This is a genomic window from Variovorax paradoxus NBRC 15149 (assembly GCF_001591365.1).
Taxonomy (GTDB): Bacteria; Pseudomonadota; Gammaproteobacteria; order Burkholderiales; family Burkholderiaceae_C; genus Variovorax; species Variovorax paradoxus.
This window is the reverse complement of record NZ_BCUT01000001.1, coordinates 2668602-2690293: the sequence shown is the minus strand read 5'-3', so window position 1 is coordinate 2690293 and position 21692 is coordinate 2668602. Positions and strand designations below refer to the sequence as shown.

Here is a 21692-nt window from a genome sequence, read left to right as displayed (position 1 = left end):
GGGATCAGGCATCCCGAGGAGGGACACGAGGCATGGCGATCTTCTTCAGACCGCGGGGTATGCGCCTGCGCGCTTTCACCGCAAGGCTCTTCGCATCGGCCGCGCTGATGCTGGCGTCCGGCTGCGCGCAGCTCGCCGCGCCGCCCTATGCAGCCGACTACGAGGCGCTCGACCGCCTCGAAGCCGCGCGCCCCGGCATGGTGGCGGTCGCCAAGGTGCAGCCGACCGACCCGAACGACAGCGTCAACACCCTGCGCCTGCGCCGCGCGAAACTGCTTTCGCCCAGCGGCAGCTTCGCGCAGTACCTGGAAGACGCGCTGACGCGCGACCTGGGAGAAATATCGGCCTACGACCCCAAGGCCCCGACCCGCATCGCGGCGCGGATTCTCGTCAACGAACTCGACCTTGGCGTGATCAACGGCACCGGCCGCATGGAGGTGGAGGTGGTCGTGACGCGCGCGTCCGCGCAGAGGCTGCGCAAGACCTACCGCGGCGAGCTGGCCTTCGATTCGAGCTACGCCAACATCGTCGCCGTGCCCGCCGGACAGGCCGCCTATCCGAGGCTGGTGCGCGCGCTGCTGCGCCAGGTGTATGCCGATCCGCAGTTCATCGCGGCCATTGCGCCCTAGCCACAGCCATCGCCGGAGAAAACCGCACCATGCCTTTTCCTTTTTCTTCGACCGCTCGCCTGCTTGCCGCGGCAGTCCTGGCGGCCTTGCTGGCGGCCTGCGCCCATCCGATCACGATGATCACGGAAACCGCGCCGCCGCGGTCACAGGCGCGCCTCCTTCCCAAGAAGGTGGCCTACGTGATGACCGACGCCCAGCGCGACCAGCAGGTGACCACCGCCGGCGGCAGCGGCGACCGCGTGAGCTACTACCCGTACCGCGACCTCGAGAAGTCGATCCGCGATGCGCTGCGCGCGGTCTACCGCGACGTGGTCGTGCTGCGCACCGCCGGCGATGCCAAGGCCAACGAGGCGGCGGGCGTGTCGCTGGTGTTCACGCCGCAGATCAGGACCGATTCGAGCTCGTCCTCGTGGATCACCTGGCCGCCCACCTCGTTCACCGCCGAGGTGAGCTGCGTGGTGAGCGATGCCGCCGGCGCCGAGCTCACGCGGGTGCGCGCGGTCGGCAACGGCACGGCGGAGTTCGGCGAGTTCAATGGCGACTACGGGCTCGCCGCCCGCCGCGCCGCCACGCGGCTGACGTCGCAGCTCAGCAGCGAGATCCGCAGGAACGAGAAGCTGCGCTGAAACGCCCGGTGCTCGCCCATGAAAAAACGCGCCCTCGGGCGCGTTTTTGTTGTCGGAGCCGCGAAGCCTTTTACTTCGCCACGACCTTCACCATCTCCAGGCACTTGTTCGAGTAGCCCCATTCGTTGTCGTACCAGCTCACGAGCTTCACGAAGGTGCCGTCCAGCGCAATGCCGGCTTCGGCGTCGAAGATCGAGGTGCGCGGGTCGCCGCGGAAGTCGGTGGCCACCACCTTGTCCTCGGTGTAGCCCAGCACGCCCTTGAGCGCGCCTTCGCTCTGCGACTTCATCTCGGCGCAGATTTCCTTGTAGGTGGCTTCCTTCTCGAGCTCCACCGTGAGGTCGACCACCGACACGTCGGAGGTCGGCACGCGGAAGCTCATGCCCGTGAGCTTCTTGTTGAGCTCGGGGATCACCACGCCCACCGCCTTGGCGGCGCCGGTGCTCGAGGGAATGATGTTTTCCAGGATGCCGCGGCCGCCGCGCCAGTCCTTGTTGCTCGGGCCGTCGACGGTCTTCTGCGTGGCGGTGGCGGCGTGCACGGTGGTCATCAGGCCGCGCTTGATGCCCCACTTGTCGTTCAGCACCTTGGCCAGCGGCGCCAGGCAGTTGGTGGTGCAGCTGGCGTTGCTGACGATGGCTTCGCCGGCGTACTTCTTGTCGTTCACGCCGTAGACGAACATGGGGGTGTCGTCCTTCGACGGCGCCGACATGATCACCTTCTTCGCGCCCGCGTCGAGGTGCTTCTGGCAGGTTTCCTTGGTGAGGAAGAGGCCGGTGGATTCGAGCACGATGTCGGCGCCGACTTCATTCCACTTCAGCTGCGCGGGGTCGCGCTCCTGCGTGAGGCGGATCTTCTTGCCGTTGACGATCAGCGTGTTGCCTTCCACCGTGACTTCGCCCTTGAAGCGGCCATGCACCGAGTCGTACTGGAGCATGTAGGCCAGGTAGTCGGGCTCGAGCAGGTCGTTGATGGCGACGATCTCGATGTCGTTCTTGAAGTTCTGCACCGCTGCGCGCAGCACGTTGCGACCGATGCGACCGAAGCCATTGATACCGAGTTTGATAGCCATCTGATTTGCTCCTAAGGTTGAAAAACTTGTGGTCGGACAGAAAGGAAAAACGCCTCGCCGGGCTCAGCCGCGCAGGGCGGCTTCGACCGTGGCGGCAACGTTCTCGGCCGTGAAGCCGAAGTGCTTGAACAGCGCCGGTGCCGGTGCCGACTCGCCGTAGCTGTCGATGCCCACGACGGCCGCGCAGCCGTACTTCCACCAGCCGCCGGTGCAGCCCATTTCCACCGCGATGCGCGGCAGCTTCTTGGGCAGCACGGCCTTCTTGTAGGCCACGTCCTGGCGGTCGAAGGTGGTGGTCGAGGGCATCGACACCACGCGCACGGCAATCTTCTTTTCGGCCAGCAGCTTCTGCGCGGCCAGCGCGAGCTGCACTTCGGAGCCGGTCGCGATGATGACCGCGGCGGTCTTCTTGCTCTTGAGGCCGACGGCTTCGGGCTCCGACAGCACGTAGGCGCCGCGGCTGATGTCGCCGAGGTCGCCCTTGGGCGCATAGGCGATGTTCTGGCGGCTCAGGAGCAGCGCAGTGGGGCGCGACCGGTTCTGCAGCGCCACGGCCCAGGCCACGGCGGTTTCGGCGGTGTCGCCCGGGCGCCAGACGTCGAGGTTGGGAATCAGGCGCAGCGAGGCGGCATGCTCGATCGACTGGTGCGTCGGGCCGTCTTCGCCCAGGCCGATGGAGTCGTGCGTGAACACGTGCACCACGCGGCGCTTCATGAGCGCGGCCATGCGGATGGCGTTGCGGCTGTAGTCGCTGAAGGTCAGGAAGGTGCCGCCGTAGGGAATGAAGCCGCCATGCAGCGCAATGCCGTTCATGATGGCCGCCATGCCGAACTCGCGCACGCCGTAGTTGATGTGGCGGCCGATCTCGCCGTGCGGCGGCTCGACGGCTGCGCCCTGCGAGGCTTCGTCTTCGGCGCCTTGCGGGGACTGCGTCGCGATTGGCGCATTCAGCACCACGGCGCCGGTCTTGGCGTCGAAGCGCAGCGCGGCGGTGCTCTTGGTGTTGGTGAGGTTGGAGCCCGTGAGGTCGGCGCTGCCGCCGAGCATTTCGGGCAGCGCGGCGGTGAAGGCCTCGAGCGCGAGCTGGCTGGCCTTGCGGCTGGCCACGGTTTCGCCCTTGGTGTGGGCGGCGACCACGGTGTCGAACGCCACCTGGTGGAAGTTCTTCGGCAGCTCGCCCTTCATGCGGCGGGTGAACTCGGCGGCCAGGCCGGGGTAGGCCCTGGCGTAGGCGTCGAAGCGGTCGTTCCAGGCGGCTTCGGCCTTGGCGCCTTCTTCCTTGTGGTTCCAGTCGGCATACGCCTCCTGCGGCACTTCGAAGGCCGCGTACGGCCAGTTCAGCGCGGCGCGGGTGAGCGCGATTTCGTCGGCGCCCAGCGGCTCGCCATGGGCCTTGGCGGTGTTGGCGCGGTTCGGGCTGCCCTTGCCGATCTGCGTCTTGCAGATGATGAGGGTGGGCTTCGAATCTTCCTTCTTCGCCTTGGCGATGGCCTTGGACACGTCCTTGGCGTCGTTGCCGTCGATCGGGCCGATCACGTTCCAGCCGTAGGCCTTGAAGCGTTCTTCGGTGTTGTCGATGAACCAGGGCTTGACTTGGCCGTCGATGCTGATGCCGTTGTCGTCGTACAGCGCAATCAGCTTGTTCAGGTGCCAGGCGCCGGCCAGCGCGCAGGCTTCATGGCTGATGCCTTCCATCATGCAGCCGTCGCCCAGGAAGGCGTAGGTGTGGTGGTCGACGATGGCGTGGTCCTTGCGGTTGAACTCGGCCGCGAGCAGCTTCTCGGCCAGCGCAAAGCCCACGGCATTGGTGATGCCCTGGCCCAGCGGGCCGGTGGTGGTTTCCACGCCGGGGGTCACGTCGACCTCGGGGTGGCCCGCGGTCTTGCTGTGCAGCTGGCGGAAGTTCTTGAGCTCGCTGATGGGCAGGTCGTAGCCCGTGAGGTGCAGCACCGAATACAGCAGCATCGAGGCGTGGCCGTTCGACAGCACGAAGCGGTCGCGGTCGAACCAGTGCGGGTTCGCGGGGTTGTAGCGCAGGTGTTCGCCCCAGAGTGCGACGGCCATGTCGGCCATGCCCATCGGTGCGCCCGGATGGCCGGAGTTTGCTTGTTGGACGGCATCCATGGCCAGCGCGCGAATCGCGTTGGCCATCAGGGCTTGGTTTGCCATGGGCGGTGGGCTTTCGGGGAATGTGGATTAGGGGGAACCCGCGATTTTACCGGCCTCGCTCCAACCCCCTCCCGCAGCGGCCAGAACACCCCACTGATGCTCTTTGGCGACACCCGGGCTGCTAGAGTTGCCACCCATGCACGGGCTGCACCTCACCGCCGATCTCCACGACTGCCAATGCGCCATGCAATGGCTCACCGACAAGGAGGCGCTCGGCGCCGTCTGCCTCAAGGCGGCAACGGCCGCCGGGCTGCAGCCGGTGGGCAAGCTGGTCCACGGCTTTCCGGCCACGCCGCAAGGGCCGGGCGGCGTCACGGCCACCGTGCTGCTGGCCGAATCGCACCTGTGCATCCACACCTGGCCCGAACAGCGCGGCGCCACGCTCGACGTCTACGTGTGCAACTTCGGCGGCGACCATTCGGCCAAGGCGCATGCGCTGATGGAATGCCTGGTCTCTCTGTTCAAGCCCGGCCACAGCGAACGCAACGAGCTGTTGCGCGGCAAGGTGGCGGCTTGAAGCCTTCTTCTTCTGCGGTACGGGCGATGATCCTGGCCGCCGGCCGCGGCGAGCGCATGCGGCCGCTGACCGACAGCCTGCCCAAGCCGCTGCTCGAAGTGCACGGCAAGCCGCTGATGCAGTGGCCGATGGAGGCACTGGCCGCCGGCGGCTTCACCGAACTGGTGGTCAACACCGCCTGGCTCGGCGAGAAGATCTCCAGCCGCTTCGGCCTCAATGCCTTGCTGGATGGGCATCCTGCGCTATCGATTTCATACTCCGACGAAGGCCATGACTTCGGCGAAGCGCTCGAGACGGCCGGCGGCATCGTGCGCGCCCTGCCGCAACTGGGCGAGATTTTCTGGGTGGCGGCCGGCGACGTGTTCGCGCCGGATTTCGCCTTCACGCAGGCCTCGGTGGACCGCTTCGCGGCCAGCGGCAAGCTGGCGCACCTGTGGCTGGTGCCGAACCCGGCGCACAACCCGAAGGGCGACTTCGGCATTTCCGCGGAAGGCCTGGCGCTCAATTCGGCGGCCGAGAAGTACACCTTCTCGACCATCGGCCTCTACCGGGCCGCGCTCTTTGCGCTGCCTTACTGCGGCATTCCGGCCGGCAACCCGGCGGGCGCCAAAGCCCCGCTGGCCCCGATCCTGCGCGCCGCGATGGACAATGAACGCGTGAGCGCCGAGCTCTATGCCGGTCCCTGGACCGATGTGGGAACGCCCGAACGGCTTCTTCAACTGAACACGCCAAGATGACCTCAGAAGACAACCGGATCTACGCCGAGCGCCGCGCGCGCCTCGCCTCGCAACTGGGCAAGGACGGCATCGCCATCGTCCCGACCGCGCCCGAGCGCCAGCGCAACCGCGACAGCGACTTCCTGTTCCGGCACGACAGCTACTTCTACTACCTGACCGGCTTCACAGAACCCAACGCCTGGCTGGTGCTCGCGGGCGACGGCCGCAGCATGCTGTTCTGCGCGCCCAAGGACCTGGAGCGCGAGATCTGGGACGGCTATCGCCTGGGCCCCGACGCGGCCCCCGCGGCGCTTGGCGTGGACGAGGCCTTCTCGGTCGGCGAGCTCGACGCCCGGCTGCCGAAGCTGCTCGAGAACAAGTCGACCGTGTGGTTTCCGTTCGCGATCCACAAGGGCCTGGAAACCCGCGTCGACGGCTGGCTGCAATCGGTGCGCGCGCGCGTGCGCTACGGCGCGCTGTGCCCCGAGGAACTGCACGACCTGTGCGGCCCGCTCGACGAAATGCGCCTGGTGAAGGACGCCCACGAGCAGGACATCATGCGGCGCGCCGCGCAGATCAGCGCGCGCGCCCACGTCCGCGCGATGCAGCTGTCGGCGCGCATGCTGCGTGAAGGCAAGGACGTGCGCGAGTACCACCTCGATGCCGAGCTGCTGCACGAGTTCCGCCTGGGCGGCTCGCAGTACCCGGCCTACGGCTCCATCGTGGCCGCGGGCGCCAATGCCTGCGTGCTGCACTACCGCGCCGACGCAGCGCCGGTGCGCAGCGGCGAGCTGGTGCTGATCGACGCGGGCTGCGAGCTCGACGGCTACGCCAGCGACATCACCCGCACCTTCCCCGCCAACGGCAAGTTCAGCGGCCCGCAGCGCGCGCTGTACGACCTGGTGCTGGCCAGCCAGGATGCCTCGGCCGCGGCCACCAGGGCCGGCAACCGCTTCAACGATCCGCACGATGCGGCCGTCAAGGTGCTGGCGCAGGGCATGCTCGACCTGGGCCTGCTCGATGCCGGCAAGGTGGGCAGCGTCGACGACGTGATCGACTCGCGCGCCTACTTCCAGTTCTACATGCACCGCACCGGCCACTGGCTCGGCATGGACGTGCACGACTGCGGCAGCTACGTGGAGCCCACGCAGGTCGGCGAGGTCAGCGAGCGCAAGGACCCGCTGTCCAACGAAGTCATCAAGAACCGGCCGAGCCGCATCCTGCATCCCGGCATGGTGCTGACGCTGGAGCCCGGCATCTATGTGCGCCCCGCCGAGGGCGTGCCCGAGCAGTTCCACAACATCGGCATCCGCATCGAGGACGACGCGATCGTCACGGCCACGGGCTGCGAGCTCATTTCGCGCGGCGTGCCGGTGAAGGCGGACGAGATCGAGGCGCTGATGCGAGCTTGACGGCGCGCTGCGACACCGGCGGCGGCGCATGCCGCGCCTGCAGGAAGTCGATGAACACCCTGAGCTTGCGCGGCATCTGCGCGCGGCTCGGGTGGTACAGGTAGAAGCCCGGAAAGGTGGGCCACCAGGGCTCGAGCAGCGGCACCAGGCGGCCGCTTTCCAGGTCGCCGCGCACCATGCCTTCGAAGGCCACCATGATGCCCGCGCCGTCGCGCGCGGCGGCCAGCAGCACATCGCCGTCGTTGCTGATCAGCGGCCCGGCCACTTCGACATCGAGCACGCGGCCGTCCTGCGCGTATTCCCAGCGGTAGAGGCTGCCCGTGGTCAGGCGGTAGTTCAGGCACTGGTGCTCGCGCAGGTCCTCGGGCGTCTTCGGCGGCTTGCGCCCCGCCAGGTAGCGCGGCGACGCCAGGGTCACCATGCGCTGCGGCCCACCCACCGGCAGGGCCACCACGTCCTGCGCCAGGCTTTCGCCGAGCCGGATGCCGGCATCGAAGCCGCCTTCGACCAGTTCGATCATGCGGTTGTCGCAGACCAGCTCCAGCGTGATGTCGGGATAGGCCTCGGCAAAGTCCGCGAAGTGCGGGTTCAGCAGCAATTCGGCCGACACGCGCGCGACGTTCAGGCGCAGCAGCCCGGCCGGCTTGTCGCGCGCCTCGTCGAGGCCTTCGACCGCCTGCGCGAGCGCGGCCAGCGCCGGCTGCGCGCCCTTGAGCAATTGCTGGCCCAGCTCGGTCACGCCGACGCGCCGCGTGGTGCGGTCGAGCAGGCGCACGCCCAGCCGGGCCTCGAGCGTGCGCACGGTCTGCGACAGGGCCGAGGGCGATACGCCCAGCTCTTGCGCAGCCCGCGTGAAGCTGGCGTGGTGCGCAATGCGTGCGAAGGCGGCGATCGCGGGGAGCAGTTCGGGGGACATGCGCGGATTATGAGGACGCGCTTCCGCCGGCGGCTCGCGCCGGCGCTGCCTACCTGGCCTGCAGCAGCGCGCCGGCTTCGAGCAGCACCAGCTCGTTGTCGTCCGCCTTGTTGGGCTCGCGGCTGCTGGAGAACGGCAGGTTGTTGTCGTTGCCCACCACGATGTGCGTGGCATCGACCACGTCGACGTTCTCGATCGTGAAGAACGGGAACTTGAGCACGCCGTCATTCAGCGGCTTGCGCGCGAGCCTGGCCGGGTCGGCGATGTTCAGCAGGTCGATGTAGCCGATCTTGCGCACCGCGCCGCCCACGTTGGCATCGCTCAGCTCGATCTTGTAGACGCGCTTGAACCTGGCGATGTCGTGGAAGCAGTCGCTGCGCTTCTGACCCTCGGGGCAGGCCTTGTCGCTGGTGCCTTCGCCGTTGTCGCGCTCGATGACCAGCGCTGTGGTCGCGTCGATCATGTTGAAGTCGCCGATGGCGTGGCCGTTGGCTTCGAGCGGGTACTTCCAGTGGCGGCCGGTCCATTTTTCAGACGCCACGTCGAACTCCAGCACGCGCAGCGCTTCCTTGCCGTCGACACGTTCGTAGTCCTTGGCCTCGGCGTTCCACACCGGGCCTTCGAGCAGCGCGTAGAGCCTGCTGCCGTCCTTCGACGCGGCCATGCCTTCGAAGCCCTTGGAGCGCTTGACCTGGAAATCGACCGTGCCGCCCGGGGCGCCCGGCGTGGTGAGCGCCGGATGGTCGGGCGAGCGCACGGCCTTGCCGTCGACCTCGGTGTCGAACACCGCGAGCACCTTGCCCTTCAGATCGGCCTTGATCAGGAAGGGGCCGAACTCCTCGCCGATCCACAGTGCGCCGCCGGCAAACTGGAAGCTCTCGGGGTCGAAGTCGGAGCCGGTCAGGTAGCGCTGCTTCGTGCCTTCATGGACGATGCGGAACGGCACCTTCTTGTCCGGGTCGTGCAGGAAGATGGTGTTCAGGCGGTTGAACCTGCCGCTCTTGAAGTCCACCTTGTAGTGGTTCAGGTAGAGCATGAAGTCGGGCGAGTTGGCCTTGGCGCCGGCGCCGTTGTCGGTGAGGATCCAGAACGTGCCGTCGTCCATCTTCTTGATGCCCGAGTGGCCCTGCAGCGGCTGGCCCTTGAAGGGCAGCGAGACGCCGGTGCCGCGCCCGCCGGAGAGGCCTTCGATGGTGCCCACCGCCTCCACGCGCTTGCCCGAGGTGAACTTGCCGCTCACCTGCAGGTCGGCGGGCGCGTCCTTGGGCGCAGCGACGAAGCTTTGCGCGGGCAGCACGGCGTGGCCCGCGAGCGTGGCGGGGAAGGCGGTCTGTGCAGCGGCATGGCCGCAGGCGAGCGCCGCGGCCAGCGCGATGAAAGAAGAGATGAAAGAGGCAGGACGCGTCATTGGGAAAGAGAGGTTCCGTGTCGAAACGCGAGACCATGCCGGCCACGCGTGACGCGACCATGACATGGCCGGCAGGCCCCTGCGGCTTCAGCCCAGCGCCGCGCCCGCGACGTGCCCGCGCGTGAACGCCTCCTCGAAGATCGAGTAGCCCGACCAGTCGGCATGCGCGAACGAAAGCCGTCCCGCGACGACGCGGCCACGGTGCGCCGCGTCCGGCGACATGCGCTGCCCGCCGATCTGCGCGAGCAGCCCCGGCCGCGGGATCGACATGGCGTGGCCGTAGCGCGTGATCTCGACGCGCGTTGCGAGCGAAGGCAGGTCGGGATGCGGCACCGAGAGTTCGGCGAGCAGGTCGTCGCGCCAGCCGGTCCAGGGCCGCTCGAGCAGCAGGCGGCGGCCGTCGGCGCCGTCATGGCGGCTCGGGCCGAGCGGGCGGTACCAGCTCAGCACGGTGCCGCGCGGCGTGGGGTCGAGCGTCTGATGGCGCGCATCGACATAGCCGAGGCCGCGCGTGCCGTGGATCACGTTGTCCCAGCTCGGCGCGGCGCCGGGGCGGTCGGCGAGCGGCCCGCGCAGGTGCACGTTGGCCACGAGCCAGGGGGCATAGCGCAGCTGCGCGGCGGCGTTCTTCAACACCTGCGGCGTGTTCTCGACCACGCGCGCGGCGATGAACACCGGCAGCGCGACGATGCAGCGCTCGGCCTGCCAGCGCACCAATGATTTGGACGCGGCGTCCCATGCGTCGACCTCGACGCCGCCGCGAAGATCGGCGATGCGCGTGACGGCCTGGCCGGTGTGCAGGCGATCGCCGAGCGGCCCGGCCAGCCGCTTCGTGAGCCAGCCGTTGCCCTCTGGCCAGGTCAGCACGCCGTCGCGCTCGGCGTTCGAATCGGCGCCACTGCCCGACGAGCCCGGCGCGTGAAAGCCGTGCCGGCTCGCGAAGTAGTGGATGCCGGCCCAGGCCGAGACTTCTTCGATGCCCGCGCCGTAGTCGTCGCGGCAGCAGTAGTCGAGGTACCAGCGCAGCTGCGCATCGCCGAAGCCCTCGCTGTCGAGCCAGTGCGCGAAGCTCACGGCATCGAGCGCCAGCAGCTCGGGCGTGACGTCGGCCTTGAGCGTGGGAATGACGAAGTGCGCCGCGTGCTGCAGCGTGTCGATGCGCTGCGCGAACTTGCGGTACTGCGCATGCGTCTCGGCGCCCACGCCGTGCACGGGCAGCAGGCCTTCCTGCCATTCGCCGCGGAAGAACAGCCGCTCCTGCGGGCTGTGGCAGAGGTGGCGCTCGTCGTATTCCCAGCGGCCCGCCACGCGCCGGCGCAGGCCGAGTTCCTCGAGCAGGTCCTGCACTTCGCGCGCATCGTCGCCGGGCGTCGGCAGGTAGTGCGCGCCGAGCGGGCAGGCAATGCCGCTCACCATGCCGCCGCGCGCATTGCCGCCTGCCGCGTCCTCGAGCTCGAGCAGCACGAAGTCCTCGACGCCCGCGAGCCGCAGTGCGCGCGCGGCGGCGAGGCCTGCGACACCGCCACCGGCGATCACCACGCGCGTGCGCTTGACGCTTGCGGGAGACGGGCCTTTGAGCGCGCCATCGCGCAGCGCATGGCCGCGCGCCACATCGATGCCGGTGAAGCCGCCTTCGATGGGCGGCGGCGGGGCCTCGCAGCCGGAGAGCGCAAGGGCACCCGCCGCACCGGCCACGCTGAGGAAATCGCGCCGCTGCATGGCCCTAGTGCGTCGTGATCACCTTGCCCCACTCCTGCTCGTAGGTGGTGACAAGGGTCTGGTTCGACAGCCGGTTCACTTCGGCCGGCACGCGCGCCATGTCGAGCGGAAAGTCGAACATCAGCGGCAAGGTGGAAGGCGAGAGAAAACGCAGGCCCGAAGGCAGCGCATCGGGCATGCGGTACGGCCGCCGGCTCGCGATGATGTAGCCCCATTCGCCGAAGCTCGGCACATGCGCGTGGTAGGGCGTCGCCTGCAGGCCGACCGATTCGATGGTTGCCGCCACGGTCCAGTAGCTCTTGCGCGCGACCAGCGGCGAAGTGGTCTGGACCACCGCGTAGCCGCTCGCCGAGAGGCGCTTCTCGAGCAGCGCATAGAAGCTGTTGGTGTAGAGCTTGCCGATCGCGAAGTTGGTGGGGTCGGGAAAGTCCACCACGATCACATCAAAAATATCCCCAGGCTGCTGCAGCCACTGGAACGCATCGGTATTGACGATCTTCACCTTCGGCGACGAGAGCGAATGGCCGTTGAGCGCCGCCAGCGTTTCGTGCGTTGTGAAAAGCTGGGTCATGTTCGGATCGAGCTCCACCAGCGTGACCGATTCGACCGAGGGATATTTCAGGATCTCGCGCACCGCCATGCCGTCGCCGCCGCCGAGCACCGCGACCTTCTTCGGTGCGCCCTGCGCAGCCATCACCGGATGGACGAGCGCCTCGTGGTAGCGGTACTCGTCGCGCTCGGCGAACTGCAGGTTGCCGTTCAGGAACAGCCGGTGCCCGAGCTGCCCGCGCGTGACCACGATGCGCTGGTAGGGCGAGGTGGCGCTGAACACGATGCGGTCCTGGTAGAACTTGTCCTCGGCCAGCGTGGTGATGTGGCCGGCCCCGGCGAAGGCGCCGACCAGCGCGGCCAGCGCCAGCAGGCAGGCCAGCGCATGCGCGCCGATGCGGCGCAGCTCATGGCGGAACAGCCACAGCGCCCACACGGCCACGGCGGCATTCATGATGCCGAACAGCAGGCCGGTGCGGATCATGCCCAGCTGCGGCACCAGGATGAGCGGAAAGGCCACCGACACCGCCAGCGCGCCGAGGTAGTCGAAGGTGAGCACCTGCGACACCAGGTTCTTGAGCTGGATGTTGCGCTTGAGGATCCGCATCACCAGCGGAATCTCGAGCCCGACCAGCGTGCCGACCACCACCACGAGCCCGTAGAGCAGCAGGCGGAATGCGCCGGGCACGTAGGCGTTCGCAAGGAAAAGAATGGCCGGCAGCGCGCCGCCGACCAGCGCCACGAGCAGTTCGATCCGCAGGAAGTGCGCCGGCAGCTGGCGCTCGAAGAAGCGCGAGAGCCACGAGCCCACGCCCATCGCAAACAGGTAGGTGCCGATGATGGTGCTGAACTGCAGCACCGAATCGCCGAGCAGGTAGGAGCTCAGCGCGGCCGCGGTCAGCTCGTAGACCAGCCCGCAGGCCGCGACCACGAACACGCTGGCCAGCAGCGCGATCTCGACCGGCTGCGGCCCGCGCGCATCGGCGGAATGCGCGGACACGGCCGCCTCCCCGCTCAATGGATCGCTGCGGCGACGATGACGCAGATGCCCAGGCTCATGGCGGCCACCACCAGGCCCAGCGCCACGTTCTGCTTCTCGACGATCTCGCCCCACAGGTCGTAGGGCGTGAGCTTGTCGATGATGAGAAAGCAGAGCCAGAAGATCAGCACGCCAAGCAGCGCATACACGAGCGATCCGAGGACCACGCCCGGTTTCAGCCATTCAAATCCCATGGGGACCTCCAGTCGTAGTTGCAGTAGTGGGTGACATCAGCGCGAAGCCATGTTGCGCTTGTTCATTTGTGGCCGCCGCCGCTCGAGTAGCCGCCGTAGGAGCCGCCGTAGCTGCGCGACCCGCCGGACGAGCCACCGCTGCAGGTGCTCAGGATGACCAGCAGCACGACGATCACGATCACGATGAGGATGATGGTGCCGCAGCCCAGGCCCGATGCGGCGCTGACCGGCAGCGCATCGCCGCGCGCGAACATGTCCTTCTTGTCGTCGAGCTTGAATGCGGCGGACACCAGGCCGCTGTCGAGCTTGCTGCCCGAGGACCAGGTCAGCTCGTTGGCCGAGCGCTCCATCGACAGCAGCGCGTTGCCACTCGCGAAATCGCGGTTGAAGGTTTTCTGCCCACGCTCGACCTGCCAGTAGAACTCGCCCGCCACGTAGGTGGTCTCGGCGTTGTAGGCGTATTGCTGCGTGTAGCGCTTGCCCAGGTAGCTGGCGCTGCTGCCGTTCTCGGCCATCACCGGCGCGCCGGTGGTCGGCTTGACCATGCTCCAGCCGTCCTCGGCATCGACCAGGAAGCTGAAGCCGCGCTTCTTGTTGTAGAGCAGGTATTCGTTCCAGCCAAAGTGCTCGTCGTCGCCGGGCTCCACGCCCATGCGGTGCTGGAAGCCCACCACCTGCCATTGCGCGCCCTGCAGCTGGCCGGTGCTGCCGATGGGAATGAGCGGGCGCACGGGCTCGTCCTGCGCCGCGTGCTTCAGCTCGCCGCCGATACCCTGCGACAGGTCGATGATGCTGTTGCACGAGCCGCAGGTGATGCTCTTGCTGTCGGCCAGGTTGACGGTGACGGGCGCGCCGCAATTCGGGCAATTGAAGGCGCGGCCTTTTTCGTCCTTGGCGGATTCGTCGCGCAGGCCCGTGAGCTGCAGGTCCTCCAGCTGCACCGAGCGGCCCAGGTAGGCGCCCGGCGGCTCGGTGCCGTAGTCGATGCTGAGCACCAGCCCCTTGTCGCTGCGCAGTTCGACCATCGGGAAGGGGCGGCCCAGCTCGGGCAGGTGCGGCAGTTCGCCCTGGGCGGACAGCAGCGCCACCTGCTCGTTCGACGAGACGGTGTAGCTCTGGCCGTTGAATGCGCTGGTGGCGCCCACGCGCAGGTCGCCCGGCGGTGGTGCGGCGCGCTGCAGTTCGAAGGGCAGCGCGAACACGTAGGCGCCGTTGTCCTCGCTCAGGATGCCGGTGCGGTCGCCGTCCAGCGCGGCGATCCACTCGGTCCAGCGCCCGCCGGGGTTGCTGTATTGCAGCCGGCCGACGATGGTGAACGGCTGGTTCTGGATGCGGCCCGCGGCAAACAGCTGCAGCGGGCTGAAGTCGTCGAACAGCTCCGCCATCTTGCCGACGCGCGCGAGCGTCTCGCCCTGGCGCACGACGGTGCTCTGGCAGTAGGGGCAAACGGCGAAGGCCGATTGCGCGGACCTGAATTCGACCGGTGCGCCGCAGCCAGGGCAGGGCGCACGGTAGGCGCGCTGGGCGCCTGCTTGCTCAGCCATTGCCGGTGCTTAGACCAGCTTCTTGAGCAGTTCCGCCTTCTTGGCGTCGAACTCTTCCTGCGTGAGGATGCCCTTGGTCTTGAGCTCGCCGAGCTTCTCGAGCGTGGTCATCACGTCGGCCGGGCTCACCACGGCCACGGCCGGCTGCTGCTGGGTTGCGGCCGCCTGTGCCGCCGCGCCCGGGCTCAGCCCCTGCGCGAGGTTCTGCGCCAGCACCTGGCCGAGCGCCACGCCGGCGCCCAGGCCCATGGCATCGCCCGCGATGCCGCTGCCGCCGCCCGCGCCTTCGGCGAACTTGGGAATGGCCTGCGCGGTCTGGTACTGCATGAACTTGCCCATGTCGTTGCCGACCATGCCCATGCCGATCTTCTGGTCGAGGATCTTCTGCAGTTCTTCGGGCAGCGAGACGTTCTGGACCGTGATGTTCTCGAGCTTGATGCCGATCTTCTCGAACTCGGGCACCAGCTGGGCCGCCAGCGCCTGGGCGAACTGGATCTGGTTGGCGGCAAGGTCGAGGAACGGCACGCCGCTGGACGCGATGGCGTTGCTGATGTTCTGCAGCACCAGCCCGCGCAGCTGGCCGTCGAGGTCGGCCACGCCGTAGATGTCGCGCGTGCCCGAGATCTCGGTGTGGAACAGCTTGGCATCGCCGATGCGGAAGCTGTAGTTGCCGAAGGCGCGCAGGCGCACGGCGCCGAAGTCCTTGTCGCGGATGGTGATGGGCTGCGGCGTGCCCCACTTCTGGTCGACCTGCTGGCGCGTGCTGAAGAAGTAGACGTCGCTCTTGAACGGGGACTCGAACAGCTTGTCCCAGTTCTTGAGGTACGTGAGCACGGGCAGCGTCTGCGTCGTGAGCTTGTACATGCCCGGGCCGAACACGTCGGCCACCTGGCCTTCGTTGACGAACACCGCCACCTGCGACTCGCGCACGGTGAGCGAGGCGCCGTTCTGGATTTCCATCTCCGCCATCGGGAAGCGCCAGGCCAGCGTGCCGTCGCCGGTCTCGGTCCACTGGATGATGTCGATGAACTGTTTCTTGATGAAATCCATCAGGGCCATGGCTGCTCCTCGTCGGTTTTTTTCCGGATTGCGCATATTGCCACATCGTCTTGACGGGTCTGCGCGCTTTCGGCAGGGCCGATCTGCGCCATGCGGCCTATGGCGCCGCGGGCCGAGGTCTACAATCGGCGCCCCCAGAAGAAGCGCCACCAGGAGCAACGGCCCATGTCCGATTCGACGACCTCATCGACCCCCACGCCCGAAGACAAGCGCGCCGAACTGCGGCGCGCCGCCCTCGAGTACCACGAGCTTCCGGTGCCGGGCAAGATTGCCATTGCCGCCACCAAGCAGATGATCAACCAGCGCGACCTGTCGCTGGCCTATTCGCCCGGCGTGGCCGCGCCCTGCGAAGAGATCGTCAAGGACCCGGCCAACGCCTTCAAGTACACGGCGCGCGGCAACCTGGTGGCGGTGATCACCAACGGCACCGCCGTGCTCGGCCTGGGCGACATCGGCCCGCTGGCCTCCAAGCCGGTGATGGAAGGCAAGGGCGTGCTGTTCAAGAAGTTCGCCGGCGTCGACGTGTTCGACATCGAGATCGACGAGAAGGACCCGGCCAGGCTGGTCGAGGTGATCGCCGCGCTGGAGCCCACCTTCGGCGCCATCAACCTGGAGGACATCAAGGCCCCCGACTGCTTCTACGTCGAGCGCGAGCTGCGCAAGCGCATGAAGATCCCCGTCTTCCACGACGACCAGCACGGCACGGCCATCACCGTGGCGGCGGCCATGCTCAACGGCCTCAAGGTGGCGGGCAAGGACATCAGCGAGGTCAAGCTGGTCACCTCGGGCGCGGGCGCCGCGGCGCTGGCCTGCCTGAACCTGCTGCTCAAGGTGGGCCTCCAGCGCGAGAACGTGTTCGTGACCGACCTGGCCGGCGTGGTCTACGAAGGCCGCGAAGAGCTCATGGACGACGACAAGCGCCAGTACATGCAGAAAACCACGGCGCGCACGCTGGCCGAGGTGATCGAGGGCGCCGACGTGTTCCTGGGCCTGTCGGCCGGCGGTGTGCTCAAGCCCGCCATGGTGGCCAAGATGGCGCCCAAGCCCGTGATCTTCGCGCTGGCCAACCCGAACCCGGAAATCGCTCCCGAGGACGCCCATGCGGTGCGCCCCGACGTGATCATGGCCACCGGCCGCACCGACTACCCGAACCAGGTCAACAACGTCCTGTGCTTCCCATACATCTTCCGCGGCGCGCTCGATTCGGGCGCCACCACGATCACCGACGAGATGGAAATTGCCGCGGTGCGTGCGATTGCCGATCTCGCCCAGGCCGAGCAGAGCGAGCGCGTCGCGGCCGCCTACGTCGGCGAAAAGCTGACTTTCGGGCCTGAATACCTGATTCCGAAGCCCTTCGATCCGCGCCTCATGATGAAGATCGCGCCCGCGGTGGCCAAGGCCGCCGAGGAGAGCGGCGTGGCCTCGCGCCCGATCAAGGACATGGACGCCTACCGCGACCGCCTGCAGAGCTTCGTCTACGCCTCGGGCACCACGATGAAGCCGATCTTCGACGCCGCCAAGCGGGCGCAGAAGAAGCGCGTGGCCTATTGCGAAGGCGAGGAAGAGCGCGTGCTGCGCGCCGCCCAGATCGTGGTCGACGAAGGCATTGCGCGCCCCACGCTGATCGGCCGCCCGGCCATCATCGCGCAGCGCATCGAGAAGTTCGGCCTGCGGCTGAAGGAAGAGCTGGACTACGACGTGGTCAACGTCGAGCAGGACCACCGCTACCGCGACTTCTGGCAGACCTACCACCGCATGACCGAGCGCAAGGGCCAGACGGTGCAGACCGCCAAGATCGAGATGCGCCGCCGCCTGACGCTGATCGGCGCCATGCTGCTGCACAAGGACGAGGTCGACGGCATGATCTGCGGCACCTGGGGCACCACGCTGATCCACCTGCACTACATCGACCAGGTGATCGGCAAGCGCCCCGGCGGCTGCGAAAGCACGCCGCAGGACGTGCCGGTGTACGCCTGCATGAACGGCCTGCTCTTGCCCGACCGCCAGGTGTTCCTGGTCGACACCCACGTCAACTACGACCCCTCGCCCGAGGAACTGGCCGAGATCACGACCATGGCGGCCGAGGAAATGATGCGCTTCGGCCTCAAGCCCAAGGCCGCGCTGCTGTCGCATTCGAACTTCGGCACCAGCAACGAGCCCAGCGCGGTCAAGATGCGCAAGACGCTCGACCTCTTGCGCGTGCAGGCGCCCTGGCTCGAGGTGGACGGCGAAATGCACGGCGACGTGGCGCTCGACAGCAAGCAGCGCGCGATCGTCATGCCGCACAGTGCGCTGGCGGGCGACGCCAACCTGCTGGTTTTCCCGAACATCGACGCGGCCAATATTTCCTACAACCTGCTCAAGACCGCGGCCGGCGGCAATATCGCGATCGGCCCGGTGCTGCTCGGAGCCGCCAAACCTGTGCATATTCTCACGGCCAGCGCAACAGTTCGGCGCATCGTGAACATGACAGCCTTGACAGTCGCCGACGCAAACGCAGAGCGATAAGCCATTTGGCGAGAGTGGCCGCCAACTTAAAGCGCCACTCGATCCCCTTGCGACTGCTCAAACTTTGGGCAGTCGCTTGCTATTTTCGCCAGCGTGGTGCACACTCGCGGGCTTGAATTTGCGGGTTAACCCCAGGGTTGGCTGCCAATTCGGAACCCCGCTCTTTTCTTGTGGTGCCCCATGGCGGCTTACGCCTCGATCACGTCCTCTGTCACTAAGTTTGCGCTCACCGGCTTGATGCTGGTGGCATTGGCGACGGGGGCCGAGGCCCGCGGATGGTTCGGCACCGGAAAGCCCGCCCAGGAATCGATTGCACTGTCCGAACTGCCGGTTCAGGGCCAGCGAACCTACGAAGCCATCCTGAGTGGCGGCCCCTTCCGATTCGAAAAGGACGGCACGGTATTTGGCAACCGCGAGCGTCTTTTGCCGCCCGCGCGGCGCGGTCACTACCGCGAGTACACGGTGGCAACGCCCGGCTCGCGCGATCGCGGTGCACGGCGCATTGTCTGCGGCGGAGAACAGCGCACCACACCCGAGGCCTGCTGGTACACGGCAGACCACTACGCGAGTTTCAGACGGATTGCACCATGAGCGATGACAACGACTTGAGCGGCGCCCCGAAGCGCCCCGAAGAAATGATGATGACTATGGAAAGACCAGCGGAGATGACTTTATCCCTTCGTGCCGTACGCCCGAACATCGTGCAGTCGATTCGTGCGTTCCGCGTGAACGACCTGCAGGAAGCCGCCAACGCCGCGGGCCAGCACTTCCTGTACGCCAATCTGGGGAACGCCCAGACCAAGCAGGACGTTCTGGACCTGATCGCCCAGCAGTTCACCTTTCCGGCGCATTTCGGCAAGAATTTCGACGCGCTGTACGACTGCATGACCGATCCATTGCATAAATCGGGCCCGCAGCCCGGCTTCGTGATCGTGCTCGAGCAGATCCCGGCCAACGCCAAGTTCGACAAGGAAGCGCGCGAGCAGCTGCTCGACATCTTCCGCGATGCCTCCGATTACTGGGGAGACCGGAAAGTCCCGTTCCGCTGCTTCTATTCTTTTCTGTAGCCCGTTCTGCACACACCAGCCAAGCAGAACGGGCGAACGAGGCTCAGCCGAACGGCGCAGCACTCGATGGCATCGAAATCAACGGCAACACCGCCAATGCGGCAGCCGGCACGGAACCCGAAGGCGAAAAGATGCCGACCGACAAACTGGTCGACGTCTCGCCGCTCGCATTGCGCATGAGCAGCCCCTTCAACGCGGGCTACTGGCTCGCGGCGGCCTGAACGAGCCCACCCCCGAAGCGGCTCGCTTCGTGTAGCCGCCTCCCCCTCGAGGGGGCAACACCTGCGGCCCGGCGTAGCCGGTTCCGCGGTGTTCGCGAATCAAAGCCAAAAGCCCGCCTTTGCCAAGGCGGGCTTTTTTCATGGGCGCGGGGGGACGGCTTGGGCCAGGGCGACGTATTCGGCCACCGGCACCTCTTCGGCGCGGCGCTGGGCGTCGAACTGGCCTGCGAAGCCGTGCTCGTCGAGCCACTTGCCCAGCGTGTGCCGCATGATCTTGCGGCGCTGGCTGAAGGCCACCTGCACGATCTCGCCCAGGCGGGCGGCATCCACGGCCGGCGGCTCGGCCAGCGGCACCATGCGCACCACGGCGCTGTCGACGCGCGGCGGCGGATCGAAGCTCTCGGGCGGCACGAACAGCACGTTTTCCATCCTGTAGCGCCACTGCAGCATCACGCTCAGGCGGCTGTAGTCGGAGGTGGCGGGCCGCGCGACCATGCGGTCGATCACTTCCTTCTGCAGCATGAAGTGCTGGTCGGCGATCAGGTGCGCGAAGCCCAGCAGATGGAACAGGATCGGCGTGGAGATGTTGTAGGGCAGGTTGCCCACCACGCGCAGCGGCGCCGCGAACCTGGCGGCCAGCGCGGCGAAATCGACCTTGAGCACGTCGGACTCGATGACCTCCAGCTGCGGATGCTCGCGCAGCCGCTTGGCCAGGTCGCGGTCGAGCTCGATGACCGTCAGGCGCCCGAGCCGCTCGACCAGCGGCTGGGTGAGCGCCGCCAAGCCCGGACCGATCTCGACCATGGCGTCGCCGGGCTGCGGCGCGATCTCCTGCACGATGGCATCGATGATGCCGCCGTCGGACAGGAAGTGCTGCCCGAACCGCTTCCTGGCGATGTGTGCCATCAGGACTGGGGCGGCTCGCGGTATTCGACGTAGGCGCGCGCGCGCGTTTCCTGCACCCACGTGCTGAAGGCTTCCTCGACCCGCTGCTCGCGCAGCACGGCCCGCGCGGCTTCGCGCTGCTCGGCCTGCGTGAGCTTGGATTCGCGCCGGCCGACCACCTGGATCAGGTGCACGCCGAAGCGCGAGACCACCGGGTCGCTGATCTGGCCCGGCGCCAGGCGGTCCATGGCTTCCTCGAACTCGGGCACGAACTGGCCCGGGCGCGACCAGCCCAGGTCGCCGCCCTCCTTGGCGCTCGCGTCCTGCGAGTTGTCGCGCGCGAGGCCGGCGAAGTCGGCCGTGCGGGCCTGCAGGCGGCGCTTGAATTCCGCGAGCTGCGCCACGGCCTGGGCGGTGGTGCGCTTCGGGTCGTTGAGCAGCAGGATGTGGCGCACCTGCGTCTGGGTCACGGTGGCGTCGGTGGCGCCGAGCTGGGCCTTGGCCAGCACCTTGAGCACGTGGAAGCCCGCACCCGAGCGGATCGGGCCGGCAATGCCGTTGACCGGCGTCGACTGCGTGGCTTCGACGAACAGCGACGGATAGCGGTCGGCGGTGCGCATGCCGACGGCGCCGCCGTTGGCGCGGTCCGGCGAATCGGAGTTCTCCTGCACCAGCTTGGCGAAGTCTTCGCCGGCGCGGGCGCGCTGCGCGAGGCCCTGGGCCCGCTGCTGCAGGCTGGCGACCTGCGCCTCGGTGGCGTTCTCGGGCACGGCGACCAGCAGGTGCGCGAGGTTGATGTTCTGCAGCGCCGCGTCCTTGGTGGGGGCGTTGCGCTGGTCGCGCAGGTATTCGTCGGCCTCGGCGTCGCTGATCTTGATCTTGGACTCGACCTCGCGGTCGCGCAGGCGCGTGAGCAGCAGCTGGTCGCGCAGGTCGTTGCGGAATTCGCGCTGCGAAATACCCTCGGCCACCACGCGGCGGCGCAGCTCCTCGACGCTGATCTGGTTCTGCCGCGCCACGGTCTGCTCGGCCTGGTCGATGGCGACCTCGTCCACCTTGATGCCGTTTTCCTTGGCCAGCTGGAGCTGTGCGCGCTCGGAGATCAGGCGCTCGAGCACCAGGCGCGTGAGCTCGGCGCGCGGCACGCGCTCGGCTTCGGCGTTTTCGCGGATCAGGCGCGTGACGCGCGACTGCACCTCGGTGTTGGTGATCGGTTCGGAATTGACCAGTGCGACGATGTATTCGGCCGCGCGCTGCACCGGCGCGGCGGTGGAAGGCGCGGTGCGCGGCGCCGGTGGCGCCAGCCGGGGACCGGCGCGCATGATGTCGGTGATGCCGCTGCCGCCACCGGGACGCAGGCCTTGCGCGCCCGAGGCCGCGGCCAGTGCCGCGAGGCAGCCCAGGGTCAGGATGGAACGGATGTGTTTCATGGCGTTGCTCAA

At 67.7% G+C, this 21692-nt stretch carries 19 protein-coding genes; 8 read left to right on the top strand and 11 right to left on the bottom strand.

Features of this window, described 5'->3' with window-relative positions; translation table 11 throughout:
- Positions 1-59: 59 nt before the first annotated feature.
- Positions 60-629, top strand: coding sequence for a hypothetical protein (locus VPA02S_RS12500; protein WP_244883454.1), 570 nt, complete (start codon positions 60-62; stop codon positions 627-629).
- Between the two features lie 29 nt (positions 630-658).
- Entirely contained in the window at positions 659-1255 is a 597-nt protein-coding gene (locus VPA02S_RS12495; protein WP_081247512.1) for a hypothetical protein, read from the top strand.
- 70 nt (positions 1256-1325) lie between these two features.
- On the opposite strand, the gene gap is transcribed toward VPA02S_RS12495, so the two are convergent.
- Both gap and VPA02S_RS12485 read right to left on the bottom strand, forming a co-directional pair.
- A complete protein-coding gene (gap, locus tag VPA02S_RS12490) occupies positions 1326-2327 on the bottom strand; it encodes a type I glyceraldehyde-3-phosphate dehydrogenase (RefSeq protein WP_015867997.1) in 1002 nt (333 codons plus the stop codon).
- 63 nt (positions 2328-2390) lie between these two features.
- Entirely contained in the window at positions 2391-4496 is a 2106-nt protein-coding gene (locus VPA02S_RS12485) for a transketolase family protein (RefSeq protein ID WP_062363886.1), read from the bottom strand.
- A gap of 136 nt (positions 4497-4632) precedes the next feature.
- On the opposite strand from VPA02S_RS12485, the gene speD reads away from it, so the two are divergent.
- Genes speD through VPA02S_RS12470 form a run of 3 tightly spaced genes read left to right on the top strand, consistent with a single transcriptional unit; the run spans position 4633 to position 7141 of the window.
- On the top strand, positions 4633-5013 hold the full coding sequence (gene speD, locus VPA02S_RS12480) for an adenosylmethionine decarboxylase (RefSeq protein WP_015867999.1): 381 nt from the start codon (positions 4633-4635) through the stop codon (positions 5011-5013).
- Positions 5014-5039: 26 nt separating this feature from the next.
- Positions 5040-5750 (top strand): nucleotidyltransferase family protein, encoded by a 711-nt coding sequence (locus VPA02S_RS12475; protein WP_062363884.1) that lies wholly within the window; start codon positions 5040-5042, stop codon positions 5748-5750.
- Entirely contained in the window at positions 5747-7141 is a 1395-nt protein-coding gene (locus VPA02S_RS12470; protein ID WP_062363882.1) for an aminopeptidase P N-terminal domain-containing protein, read from the top strand. Before VPA02S_RS12475 ends, VPA02S_RS12470 begins: the two co-directional genes overlap by 4 nt.
- On the opposite strand, the gene VPA02S_RS12465 is transcribed toward VPA02S_RS12470, so the two are convergent.
- The 7 genes from VPA02S_RS12465 to VPA02S_RS12435 form a co-directional block, all read right to left on the bottom strand.
- A complete protein-coding gene (locus VPA02S_RS12465) occupies positions 7083-8057 on the bottom strand; it encodes a LysR family transcriptional regulator (protein ID WP_062363880.1) in 975 nt (324 codons plus the stop codon). The genes VPA02S_RS12470 and VPA02S_RS12465 overlap by 59 nt on opposite strands.
- A gap of 49 nt (positions 8058-8106) precedes the next feature.
- On the bottom strand, positions 8107-9465 hold the full coding sequence (locus tag VPA02S_RS12460) for an esterase-like activity of phytase family protein (RefSeq protein WP_062363878.1): 1359 nt from the start codon (positions 9463-9465) through the stop codon (positions 8107-8109).
- Between the two features lie 87 nt (positions 9466-9552).
- Positions 9553-11184, bottom strand: a complete 1632-nt coding sequence (locus VPA02S_RS12455; RefSeq protein ID WP_062363875.1) for an FAD-dependent oxidoreductase — start codon at positions 11182-11184, stop codon at positions 9553-9555.
- 4 nt (positions 11185-11188) lie between these two features.
- Positions 11189-12733: a polyamine aminopropyltransferase gene (locus VPA02S_RS12450; RefSeq protein ID WP_062363873.1), complete on the bottom strand. Its 1545-nt coding sequence runs from the start codon at positions 12731-12733 to the stop codon at positions 11189-11191.
- 14 nt (positions 12734-12747) lie between these two features.
- Positions 12748-12966, bottom strand: a complete 219-nt coding sequence (locus VPA02S_RS12445) for a DUF350 domain-containing protein (RefSeq protein WP_015868006.1) — start codon at positions 12964-12966, stop codon at positions 12748-12750.
- 62 nt (positions 12967-13028) lie between these two features.
- A complete protein-coding gene (locus tag VPA02S_RS12440) occupies positions 13029-14510 on the bottom strand; it encodes a DUF4178 domain-containing protein (RefSeq protein ID WP_062363871.1) in 1482 nt (493 codons plus the stop codon).
- 9 nt (positions 14511-14519) lie between these two features.
- Positions 14520-15569 carry an SPFH domain-containing protein gene (locus VPA02S_RS12435; RefSeq protein ID WP_015868008.1) on the bottom strand — a complete coding sequence of 350 codons (1050 nt, stop codon included), beginning with the start codon at positions 15567-15569 and terminating at the stop codon, positions 14520-14522.
- Between the two features lie 165 nt (positions 15570-15734).
- On the opposite strand from VPA02S_RS12435, the gene VPA02S_RS12430 reads away from it, so the two are divergent.
- From VPA02S_RS12430 to VPA02S_RS12420, 3 genes are all read left to right on the top strand, one after another.
- Positions 15735-18077 (top strand): NADP-dependent malic enzyme, encoded by a 2343-nt coding sequence (locus tag VPA02S_RS12430; protein WP_062364473.1) that lies wholly within the window; start codon positions 15735-15737, stop codon positions 18075-18077.
- A gap of 180 nt (positions 18078-18257) precedes the next feature.
- Positions 18258-18668 (top strand): guanyl-specific ribonuclease, encoded by a 411-nt coding sequence (locus tag VPA02S_RS12425; RefSeq protein ID WP_015868010.1) that lies wholly within the window; start codon positions 18258-18260, stop codon positions 18666-18668.
- Positions 18669-18718: 50 nt separating this feature from the next.
- Positions 18719-19144 (top strand): barstar family protein, encoded by a 426-nt coding sequence (locus VPA02S_RS12420; protein ID WP_086012221.1) that lies wholly within the window; start codon positions 18719-18721, stop codon positions 19142-19144.
- A gap of 359 nt (positions 19145-19503) precedes the next feature.
- On the opposite strand, the gene rsmA is transcribed toward VPA02S_RS12420, so the two are convergent.
- Complete coding sequence (rsmA, locus tag VPA02S_RS12415) at positions 19504-20271, bottom strand: 16S rRNA (adenine(1518)-N(6)/adenine(1519)-N(6))-dimethyltransferase RsmA (protein ID WP_062363868.1); 768 nt, start codon at positions 20269-20271, stop codon at positions 19504-19506.
- Positions 20271-21680 (bottom strand): peptidylprolyl isomerase, encoded by a 1410-nt coding sequence (locus tag VPA02S_RS12410; RefSeq protein WP_062363866.1) that lies wholly within the window; start codon positions 21678-21680, stop codon positions 20271-20273. Before VPA02S_RS12410 ends, rsmA begins: the two co-directional genes overlap by 1 nt.
- Positions 21681-21692 lie beyond the last annotated feature (12 nt).